This window comes from Tateyamaria sp. (assembly GCF_059783535.1).
On the sequence record NZ_JBYNDP010000123.1, the window covers coordinates 1 to 9,990 of the forward strand.

General features: G+C 60.2%; 8 protein-coding genes. 4 read left to right on the forward strand and 4 right to left on the reverse strand.

Annotated features, from left to right (window positions below; translation table 11 throughout):
- Both atpA and AC6RA8_RS17985 read right to left on the reverse strand, forming a co-directional pair.
- A partial coding sequence (gene atpA / locus AC6RA8_RS17980) for a F0F1 ATP synthase subunit alpha (protein WP_500354551.1) occupies window positions 1-1,105 on the reverse strand: 1,105 nt, incomplete at its 3' end.
- Window positions 1,106-1,666 (reverse strand): F0F1 ATP synthase subunit delta, encoded by a 561-nt coding sequence (locus AC6RA8_RS17985; protein WP_500354553.1) that lies wholly within the window; start codon window positions 1,664-1,666, stop codon window positions 1,106-1,108. It lies immediately after the preceding gene.
- 821 nt (window positions 1,667-2,487) lie between these two features.
- Between AC6RA8_RS17985 and AC6RA8_RS17990 the strand changes: the two genes are divergently transcribed.
- Window positions 2,488-2,682: a hypothetical protein gene (locus AC6RA8_RS17990; protein WP_500354555.1), complete on the forward strand. Its 195-nt coding sequence runs from the start codon at window positions 2,488-2,490 to the stop codon at window positions 2,680-2,682.
- Here AC6RA8_RS17990 and AC6RA8_RS17995 read toward each other — a convergent pair.
- Window positions 2,679-3,422 (reverse strand): class I SAM-dependent methyltransferase, encoded by a 744-nt coding sequence (locus tag AC6RA8_RS17995; protein ID WP_189369433.1) that lies wholly within the window; start codon window positions 3,420-3,422, stop codon window positions 2,679-2,681. The two genes, AC6RA8_RS17990 and AC6RA8_RS17995, sit on opposite strands and share 4 nt — an antisense overlap.
- A 72-nt stretch (window positions 3,423-3,494) precedes the next feature.
- Here AC6RA8_RS17995 and gloB point away from each other — a divergent pair, with 72 nt between their 5' ends.
- From gloB to AC6RA8_RS18010, 3 genes are all read left to right on the forward strand, one after another.
- Complete coding sequence (gene gloB, locus AC6RA8_RS18000) at window positions 3,495-4,262, forward strand: hydroxyacylglutathione hydrolase (RefSeq protein ID WP_500354556.1); 768 nt, start codon at window positions 3,495-3,497, stop codon at window positions 4,260-4,262.
- A gap of 196 nt (window positions 4,263-4,458) precedes the next feature.
- Window positions 4,459-6,780 (forward strand): ATP-dependent Clp protease ATP-binding subunit ClpA, encoded by a 2,322-nt coding sequence (gene clpA / locus AC6RA8_RS18005; RefSeq protein ID WP_500354558.1) that lies wholly within the window; start codon window positions 4,459-4,461, stop codon window positions 6,778-6,780.
- On the forward strand, window positions 6,780-7,751 hold the full coding sequence (locus tag AC6RA8_RS18010; protein WP_500354560.1) for a M23 family metallopeptidase: 972 nt from the start codon (window positions 6,780-6,782) through the stop codon (window positions 7,749-7,751). Before clpA ends, AC6RA8_RS18010 begins: the two co-directional genes overlap by 1 nt.
- Before the next feature lie 77 nt (window positions 7,752-7,828).
- Here AC6RA8_RS18010 and AC6RA8_RS18015 read toward each other — a convergent pair whose 3' ends face one another.
- Window positions 7,829-9,985 carry a peptidoglycan -binding protein gene (locus tag AC6RA8_RS18015; RefSeq protein ID WP_500354562.1) on the reverse strand — a complete coding sequence of 719 codons (2,157 nt, stop codon included), beginning with the start codon at window positions 9,983-9,985 and terminating at the stop codon, window positions 7,829-7,831.
- Window positions 9,986-9,990 lie beyond the last annotated feature (5 nt).

The window sequence follows — 9,990 nt, forward strand, 5'->3', positions numbered from 1 at the left end:
TGTTCACGGCGGGGCGGATGCCCTGGTAGAACAGTTCGGTTTCAAGGAAGATCTGACCGTCGGTGATCGAGATCACGTTGGTCGGAATAAAGGCCGACACGTCGCCACCTTGGGTTTCGATGATCGGCAGAGCCGTCAGCGAACCTGCACCGTTGTCTTCGTTCAGCTTGGCCGAACGCTCCAGCAGGCGCGAGTGAAGGTAGAAAACGTCGCCAGGATAGGCTTCGCGGCCCGGTGGGCGACGCAGCAGCAGCGACATCTGACGGTAGGACACGGCCTGTTTCGAAAGGTCATCATAGATGATCAGCGCGTGGCGGCCGTTGTCGCGGAAGTATTCGGCCATCGCGGTTGCGGCGTAAGGAGCCAGGAACTGCATGGGCGCCGGGTCGGACGCGGTTGCGGCCACAACGATCGAGTAGTCAATCGCACCGGACTCTTCCAGTTTCTTCACCAGCTGCGCCACGGTCGAGCGCTTCTGACCGACGGCGACGTAGATGCAGTAGAGCTTCTTGCTCTCATCATCGCCTGCGGCGTCGTTGTAGGACTTCTGGTTCAGGATCGCGTCGAGGGCCACGGCGGTTTTACCGGTTTGACGGTCACCAATGATCAGTTCGCGCTGGCCACGGCCAATCGGGATCATCGCGTCAACAGCTTTCAGGCCCGTCGCCATCGGCTCGTGCACCGATTTACGCGGGATGATGCCGGGTGCTTTCACGTCAGCAACGCGGCGCTCGGAGGATTTGATCGGGCCCTTGCCGTCCAGCGGGTTGCCCAGACCGTCCACAACGCGGCCCAGCAGTTCGTCACCGGCGGGCACGTCCACGATGGAGTTGGTGCGCTTGACGGTGTCGCCTTCTTTGATGTCGCGGTCGGAACCGAAGATCACAACGCCGACATTGTCGTTTTCGAGGTTCAGGGCCATGCCCTGAATGCCGCCGGGGAATTCAACCATTTCACCGGCTTGCACATTGTCGAGGCCGTAGACGCGGGCAATACCGTCCCCTACCGACAAAACGCGGCCCACTTCGGCCACTTCTGCTTCCTGACCAAAGTTCTTGATCTGGTCTTTCAGGATCGCAGAAATCTCTGCTGCTTGGATACCCATTTATCCGACCTCTTTCATTGCATTCTGGAGGGAAGCGAGCTTGGAGCGGATCGACGTGTCGATCATCTTCGAGCCCACTTTTACGATCAAACCGCCGATGAGGCTTTCATCGACGGCGGCATTGATGGTGACGTCCTTGCCCATGCGGGCCTTGAGCGTCTTGGCAAGACTGTCCGACTGCGCTTTGGTCAGCGCCTTGGCCGACGTGACATCTGCGGTCAGCTCACCCTTGTCTTCGGCAATCACGTCGCGCAGCGCCTGCACCAGCTGCGGCAGCACAAACAGACGGCGCTTTTCAGCCATCAGTGACAGCGTGTTGGCCATCAGGTCTGTCAGCTTTGCTTTCTTGGCGATCGCGGTGATGGCGGCGGCCTGCTCTTCCCGGCTGTAAACGGGCGAGTGGATAAGGGCATTGAAGTCGCCGCTGTCAGCCATGGCGGCTGTCAGGGTTTCAATATCACCTTCGAGTTTTTTGACGGCTTTGCCTTCCTTGGCAAGTTCGTAGACAGCAGTGGCATAGCGCGCGGCAATACCTGTGGAGATCGAAGCTGGTTCGGACACGTCCACCCTTTCGATGTCTTGGCCCGGATTGCTGCACAGGTATGCGTGGCCCGGGGTGTTGGACCGCCCTGATTTTGGCCAAGGCGTGAAAATCAGGGGGGATGTAGCAGAGGGTTTCCAACCCCGCAACATGTGTTCGTGAACAGGCGTTAGGGCGGTTATTTCGCGTTTTCAAGGGGTTAACAAAACTGCGACCGTTTGGCCCTCAGGAATTGTAAGGATTTCGTCACAAAACGTGGGCGTTTGGGGGCGATTCCGGTGGTTTCTTCGCCGCACAAACCGGCAAATCAACACCAGGGTCCTCCAAGACGTGCACCCTTCCGATGCTTGACGCGCCTTGGCGACAACACCTGGCGTGTGGAGGCAGGTAAGAGCAGAACAGGTGCTGTCTTGCCAACGCACAGAATGACGACGACCGAAGGACTGCTTTTGGAATGGCACTAAAGAAGACGAGCAGGGGCCGGATCCTTTTGCTCTTGGCCTTGTTAGAACTGATTGGAACGCCGCACGCTGTTCTGTCTGAAATGCTTCGCCTACCAGACGTGCAGCATCCACTGTTTTACATTTCGCATGGGATCACGTGCGTAGACACCATTGGAGACGTTGTTACCGGGCAGGATACGGTAGATGGCGACGTTATAATCCGGCAAGTTACAAAGGACCCCATCACGGTCGTTGCGACAACTGCCCCTGCCCTCGTAGGGATTGGCGTCGGAGTATCGTTTGGGGTCGCAGCTGGCACGCCTCGGATGGAGCTTTTGGCCAGTGTCACCCACCCCCCTATGGGTGAAAAGCGAATAACACGCCAAACATGGCCTATCATGATTACCGGAGGCGACATCAAAGGTATTGGCTACCGGTTGGAAGATGCATTTGAAGAATTCGTGGTGCCGTGGACATTCCAACTGCACCAAGGTGACAGCCAGTTATTGCAGATGACCTTCGACATGGTCGAAGAAGGCAGTATGCCTGACTTGGAAAACGCGTGCTTCGGAGACCTCAAGACCGGTTTCTAGACCCGCCCCGCGACAGGTGCCGTCACCCCCTGCGGCAAGGTTTGTCGCTTGGCTTTGGACCGCACCGCCTTGCCCTTGGGCGGGTAAACCAGTTTCGATGCTTCCACCATGAATGCCCCGCCTGCCACCATGCCCGGCATCAATCGCCCCACCTTTTCAAACATAGCGGCCGATTTCATCCACAGCCGCCGGCTGGACGGGAACTGATACAGTGCGCCGACATGCCGTTCGGGCAAAAACTGATGTTTGCGCAACTGTGTCTCGAGCTGGCTCGCAGAATAGGGGCGTCCATAGCCGAAGGGGGTGCGGTCCCGACGGCTCCACAGCCCTGCTCGGTTAGGCACGATGAACAGCGCCTTGCCTCCCGGACCCAGCACGCGCCACGCTTCTTCCAGCAGGTCATAGGCGCGCTCAGACGTCTCTAGCCCGTGGAGGATGACCAGCTTGTCCACGTGCCCCGTTTCAATCGGCCACAGGGTCTCTTCGGTCAGCACAGATACGTTGGGCATGTCGGGTGGCCACGGCATCACCCCTTGGGGCCCGGGCATAAGCGCAACGACCCGGCGCGCCTCTTTCAAGTAGGGACGCAGAAGCGGTGCAGCAAATCCGAAGCCAGCAACCGTCTGCCCCTTGGCCTCCGGCCACAATTCAACCAACCGTCGCCGCAGCGAGGCCTGCGCCGCACGCCCAAGCGCGCTGCGGTAGTAAAAATTGCGCAGGTCCTGCACATCAAGATGCATGATCGTCTCTTGTTCATCCGGCCCGTTCGGACCACCTTGGTTCTAACACTAAGCACAAAGAGCCGAATTGCCATGCCCCTCGACATCCGCACGATCCCTTGCCTCGCCGACAACTATGCTTTTCTGGCCCATGATCCCGACACTGGCGATACTGCCTTGATCGATGCACCCGAGGCCGTGCCCATTCTGGCTGCATTGGCCGAGACGGGATGGCAGCTGACAGATGTTCTGATCACGCATCATCATTATGATCACGTTGACGGTTTGAAGGATATCCTTACCCATCACCCTGCCCGTGTCACAGGTGCCAGCGCTGATGCGCACCGCCTGCCCGCGCTGGATGTACAGGTGGCCGAAGGCGACCAGGTCACCATCGGGGCTGAAAAAGGTACGGTCATCGACGTGTCGGGCCATACCGTGGGCCACATTGCGTTCCACTTTCCGGCCTCCAAGGCGGTCTTTACCGCCGATAGCCTGATGGCCTTGGGCTGCGGCCGCGTGTTCGAGGGTACCAAACCGCAAATGCATGAGAGCCTGCAAAAGCTGGCGGCCTTGCCCGATGATACCCGTGTTTACTCCGGCCACGAATATACGGCAGCCAACGGGAAATTCGCCCTCACCATTGATCCTGAGAATACGGAGCTTATATCGCGACTCCGCGAGGTGGCCGACAAACGCGCATCGGGCACCCCCACCGTTCCTTCGCTTCTGTCCGAAGAACTGGCAACAAACCCATTTTTGCGCGCCCACGACCCCGCCATTCAGGCCCATTTGGGCATGGAAGGCGCCAACGCCACCGACGTATTCACGGAAATCCGCACCCGGAAGGACAACTTCTGAGACGGATCAGTCCACCAATGCGCCCAAAGTGACACCATCGTAACGTTTCTCACGCATATTGTGAGGGTCAAGGTGCAAAAAAGCCTTGAAGCCGCGCGATCTTCAACCAAACTTAAACACATGAGGCCATGGTTGGTACGGGGCCTCAACATTCCTTGGCGCCCCCACCCGACCCCGATCGAAAGGAGCACGAGCCGTGCCTTCATTCTCGACGACACTCGAAAAAGCCATTCATCAGGCGCTTGCGCTGGCCAACGAACGCCGGCACGAATTTGCAACCCTGGAACATCTGCTGCTGTCGCTGGTTGACGAACCAGACGCGCGCCGTGTCATGCAGGCCTGCTCGGTCGATATTGACGAGCTGCGCGGCACGTTAGAGGAATTCGTGGACGACGACCTGTCGAACCTTGTCACCGACATTGACGGGTCCGAGGCCGTACCCACCGCCGCCTTCCAACGTGTGATCCAGCGTGCAGCCATCCATGTGCAATCCTCGGGCCGCACGGAAGTGACAGGCGCCAACGTGCTTGTCGCCATTTTTGCCGAACGCGAATCGAATGCGGCCTATTTCCTGCAAGAACAGGACATGACCCGTTACGACGCGGTGAATTTCATCGCCCACGGCGTGGCCAAGGACCCGGCTTTCGGCGAAGCCCGGCCTGTGTCTGGCGCGCCCGAGGTTGAAGAGGAGGCGCAGGGCGTCACCGAGGGCGAGAAGAAGGAAAGCGCGCTGGCCAAGTATTGCGTGGACCTGAACGAAAAGTCACGCGAAGGCGATATTGACCCGCTGATCGGCCGCTCGGACGAGGTGGAGCGTTGCATCCAGGTGCTGTGCCGCCGCCGCAAGAACAACCCACTGCTGGTGGGTGATCCCGGCGTGGGCAAAACCGCCATTGCCGAAGGTCTGGCGCGCAAGATCGTGGCCGGTGAAACGCCCGAGGTACTTTCCGGCACCACCATCTATTCGCTCGACATGGGCGCGCTGTTGGCTGGCACTCGGTATCGTGGAGATTTCGAGGAACGCTTGAAAGCTGTCGTAACCGAGTTGGAAGAGCATAAGGATGCTGTGCTGTTCATTGACGAAATCCACACTGTGATCGGTGCTGGTGCGACCTCAGGCGGCGCAATGGATGCGTCCAACCTGCTGAAACCTGCCTTGCAGGGCGGCAAGCTGCGCACCATGGGGTCGACCACCTACAAGGAGTTCCGTCAGCACTTCGAGAAAGACCGCGCGCTGAGCCGCCGGTTCCAGAAGATCGACGTGAACGAGCCTTCGGTGGAAGATGCCACGAAGATCCTCAAAGGTCTCAAACCCTATTTCGAGGATCACCATGGCGTCAAATACACTTCGGACGCGATCAAAACATCTGTCGAACTGGCGAGCCGCTACATCAACGACCGCAAGCTGCCTGACTCTGCTATCGACGTGATTGACGAGGCGGGCGCGGCCCAGCATCTGGTCGCCGCTGCCAAGCGCCGCAAAACCATCGGCACCAAAGAGATCGAGAATGTCGTGGCCAAAATCGCCCGCATTCCTCCAAAAAACGTGTCCAAGGACGATGCCGAGACCCTCAAGGATCTCGAAGTGTCGCTCAAGCGCGTGGTGTTTGGTCAGGACCCGGCAATCGAGGCGCTGTCCTCGGCCATCAAGCTGGCGCGGGCCGGTCTGCGTGAGCCTGAAAAGCCCATCGGTAACTACCTGTTTGCCGGGCCAACGGGTGTCGGCAAGACCGAAGTGGCCAAGCAACTGGCCGATACGCTGGGTGTGGAAATGCTGCGCTTCGACATGTCGGAGTACATGGAGAAGCACGCGGTCAGCCGCCTGATCGGTGCCCCTCCGGGCTATGTGGGCTTTGACCAGGGCGGTCTGCTGACCGACGGTGTGGATCAGCATCCGCATTGCGTGCTGTTGCTGGACGAAATCGAAAAGGCCCACCCGGATGTCTACAACATCCTGTTGCAGGTTATGGACAACGGCCAGTTGACCGATCACAACGGGCGCACGGTGGACTTCCGCAACGTGATCCTGATCATGACGTCGAACGCGGGTGCATCGGACATGGCGAAGGCTGCTGTCGGCTTTGGCCGCGAGCGGCGTGAGGGCGAGGATACGGCAGCCATCGAGCGCACGTTCACGCCGGAATTCCGCAATCGTCTGGATGCCGTGATCAGCTTTGCCCCACTGGGCAAGGACACCATCCTGTCCGTGGTCGAGAAGTTCGTGCTGCAACTGGAAGCGCAACTTATGGACCGAAATGTGACCATCGAGTTGACGAAGCCTGCCGCCGAATGGTTGGCCGACAAGGGCTACGACGACAAGATGGGCGCACGCCCGCTGGGCCGCGTTATCCAGGAGCATATCAAGAAGCCGCTGGCCGAAGAGTTGCTCTTTGGCAAGCTGATGAAGGGCGGTGTTGTCCGCGTGGGCGTCAAGAATGGCGAGCTGGACCTGAAGCTCTCCGGCCCCGACAAGCCACGCATTTCGGGCGACAAGCCACCGCTTCTGACAGCGGACTGATGCGCGCGGCAGGTATTGCCGCATTGATATCGACCCTCGCCGCGACACCGCTCGCGGCGAGGGATTTTTTACTGAACCTGCCCATTGATTGTGATCTGGGTACCGAGTGCTTCATCCAACAATATGTGGACCATGACCCATCGGGTGAAGCGATGGATTTCCGCTGCTCGACGCTCAGCTACGACACGCATCAGGGCACCGATTTTGCCCTGCGGTCTCTCGAGCAAATGCGCCGCGGTGTCAACGTCATTGCCGCGGCCCCCGGCACAGTGCAGGGGACGCGCGACGGGATGGAAGACAGGCTTTACAGCGCAAGCGAAAGCGACCGGATCAACGGGCGCGAATGCGGCAACGGTGTGGTGATCGATCACGGCAAGGGATGGAGCACGCAGTATTGCCACCTCAAGCAGGGCAGCGTTGCCGTCAAGACAGGCGACCGCGTGAAGGAAGGCGCCGTTCTGGGCAAGGTTGGCCTGTCAGGACGGACACAGTTCCCACATATCCATATGACCTTGCGCAAGGACGGTGCAGTGGTCGATCCCTTCGACCCGGATGGAAAGATCCAATGCGGGGCGCCGAGTTCGGACACCCTGTGGCAAGAACCGCCCTCCTACCGCCCAGGGGCTGTGTTGGAGGTGGGGTTCGCCGATCAGGTTCCCAGTTTTGAGGACGTGAAAGCCGGGCGGGCTGCAACCAACCAGATGCCGGTCGATGCCCCTGCGATCGTTGTCTTTGGCTATGCCTTCGGGGGAAAGGCGGGAGACAAAATGCAACTGCGTATCGATGGCCCCGAGGGCACGTTGATCGATGACGTCGTCGAAATTGACCGCAATCAGGCCCAGTTCTTTCGCGCTCTTGGCAAGAAACGCACGACGGAGAGTTGGCCCACTGGACTCTACACCGGCACCGTGGTCATGCAACGGGGACAACAGGAAATCAGCCGGGTCCGGAGCACGACGATTGTTCAGTAACGCGCAGTTATACTGCGCGGCCCCGACGATGCTTCTGCAGCAGCGACCAATCCGTAAGGCGCACGTATTCGTGCGCCCTATTTCTCGGTGAATTTTAACTCGATCCGGCGGTTTTGCGCACGAGCTTCAACGGTGTCCGCCGGATTGATCGGCTGGTATTGCCCAAAGCCGTTGGCCGACAGGCGATCCGGGGGCAGACCCAGAAAGTTGACCATGTACCGGACAACCGACAACGCCCGGGCTTGGCTCAGCTCCCAGTTATCCGCAAATTCGCCTTGCCCCGACAACGGCACGTTGTCCGTGTGCCCGTCCACCTGCAGCACCCAATCGATGCCATCGGGAATGTCGTCCGCAACGCCGCGCAGAATGCCCGCGATGTTCCCGATCTCTCCCTGCCCCGCTGCGGACAATACAGCGCCACCAGGTGGGAACAGCACTTCCGAAGAAAACACGAAACGGTCCCCGACGATCCGCACCCCTTCCTGTGCGCCCAACACATCACGCAACTGGCCGAAGAACTCGGACCGGTAGCGCTCCAGATCCTGCGCCTCTGCCTCGAGCCGCTTGCGCTCTTCTTCTTCCAACTCGCGCCGCCGACGTTCTTCCAGCGCGGCCCGTGCCAGAGCCGTGTTCAGATCACGGCCAAGCGTGCTCAACTGCACCTCTTTCGCCGCATCACGCGCGACCGCGTCATCCAGAAGCGCCTGCAAGTCTCCCAACTGCGTGCGCAGTTGGGAGACTTGCTGGTTCAGCAATTCGGTCTGGCGCTGCGCTTCCAGCGTGGCGGCTTCCTCGGCGCTCAACGCATCGCGCGCCGCGGCAAGCAATGCTGCGCGCTCCTCGGCGGTAGAGGTCTGGGTGATCAGGTCTTCTTCTGCCGCCAGTTTTGCAGCCAGCGCGGCAGCCAGTTGTTCGCGGACATCCGCATTACTGCTGCCCGCCGCCTGTGCATCGGCGAGCGCTGCCTCGCGTGCAGCCAACGCTGCAGCCAGTTGCGTGCGCAAATCGGTGAGATCGGCGGTCTGCGCCGCAACTTGCCCCTCTGCCGCCACCTTGTCGGCAACGGCAGCTGCCAAACGCTCGTGCAGTTCAGTGCGCTCAACGTCCAGCGCGGCAAGGCGTTCTTCGATTACGGCCATTTGTGCCTCGACATCGGCAAGGCTCTGCGCCGCTTCTGTGCCGGCCTCTGCCTCGATCAACGCTGTGTCAAGACGCGCCTCAAGGCTGGCCTGCGCCTGCGACAAGGCGGTCTTTTCCGCATTCGAGGTATCAAGCGAGGCAAGGGCCGCGGCCAGTTCAGCTTCGAGATCCTCGATCCGGGCTTGTGCTGCAGACGCCGAACTGTCTGAGTCCTGTGCAGCCAGAAGTGCGGCCGCAAGACGACCGTTCAAATCCTTTTCCGCTGCGCGGGCAGCGGCCAGAAGGGTCAGCGTATCCTCGGCCTCTTTCCGCTGCGCTTCGAGCGCGAGGGTCATGGCCGTAAGCTCGGTGTCGGCATTTTCGAGCCGTTCGCGCAGGGCTTCGGCAGCAGCCGCTTCGACCATGCGCGCGGCCTCTTCTGCACTCAGCGCCTCTTGCGCCGCATCAAGATCCGCTTGGAGGGCCGTCGCCTGATCCGCGCTATCCGCGTTCCGGTTGCGTAGATCGGCGATCAGCGCCTGCAACGCGTCGGTCCGTGCTGCGGTCAGACGGGCCTCTTCGGCTTGCGCGTCCACCTCGTCCCGGGCGGCGGCAAGCGCCAGGTTCAGTGCCTCCTGCTCAGACAAAAGGCGTGTCTGCTCTTCTTCAAGACCCGCCACCGTCTCCAGCGCGGTGTCGCGGTCCGCAATCAGCGCCGCCACCTGCGCTTCGAAACTGGTGATGCGGGTTTCAGCCTGCGCCAGCGCAGTCGCTTGGGCATCCCGTTCCGCCGTAAGCGCTGCAATTGTTGCGGCCTGCGCATCCACTTGCGTTTGTGCATCGGTCAATGTCTCGCTTAGCGCGGACAAGCGGGAATCCAACTGGTTCGCGCGGCGTTCTTCAAGGCCAAGTGCCTGCGCCAGGGCCGCCACCTCACCGGCCAGCTGATCCAATTCGTTTTCCTGGCCGGAGATCGTTTCGCGTAGAACAAATTGTACGATCATGAAGATCGTCAGCACGAACATCAGCACTAGCAAGAGGCCGGTCATCGCATCCACGAAGCCCGGCCAGATGGACGCCTGGAACCTTTGCCCTGTGCGTCGCGACAGCGCCATGATCA